We start from the raw sequence: 390 nt of genomic DNA on the forward strand, positions 1-390 counted from the left end.
CTCCGCCGGCACTCCGGGGCTGCTGGTGTGCAGCGGCAGCGACGAGGTCGCGGAGCTGCGGGAGCGTGCGGACGTGGTGGTCGACGGGCCGGCGGGGGTCGTACGGCTGCTGCGGGGGTTGGCGGAGCGGATGCGCTGAGAGGTTTTCTCGCCCCCGCCGCCCCTTCCCGTCCCGATCCTGGGGCTCCGCCCCAGACCCCGCTCCTCAAAACGCCGGAGGGGCTGAATGTCAGCCCCTCCGGCGTTTGAGGAGCGGGGGTTCGGGGGCAGCGCCCCCGGGGACGGGAAGGGGCGGCGGGGGCGATCAACGCTCTGTGCGGCGGGTTTCCCGTACGCGGCGGAGGCGGTTGACCGTCACCGGGTCGTGGGCGAGGGCCCGGGGGTCGTCCA

Annotated in this window: 1 protein-coding gene and 1 pseudogene; one reads left to right on the forward strand and one right to left on the reverse strand. The window is 75.1% G+C overall.

Going from position 1 to position 390, the window contains the following annotated elements; genetic code table 11:
• A pseudogene (locus KUM38_RS42790) lies at window positions 1-139 on the forward strand (trehalose-phosphatase); the annotation flags it as partial.
• A 165-nt stretch (window positions 140-304) separates the two neighbouring features.
• Here the strand turns inward: KUM38_RS42790 and KUM38_RS41445 are convergent.
• Window positions 305-390, reverse strand: an 86-nt coding sequence (locus KUM38_RS41445; RefSeq protein WP_217137311.1) for a DUF3263 domain-containing protein, incomplete at its 5' end; no start/stop codon positions are given.

The organism is Streptomyces sp. AC558_RSS880 (genome assembly GCF_019049255.1).
In the GTDB taxonomy this organism is placed as follows: domain Bacteria; phylum Actinomycetota; class Actinomycetes; order Streptomycetales; family Streptomycetaceae; genus Streptomyces.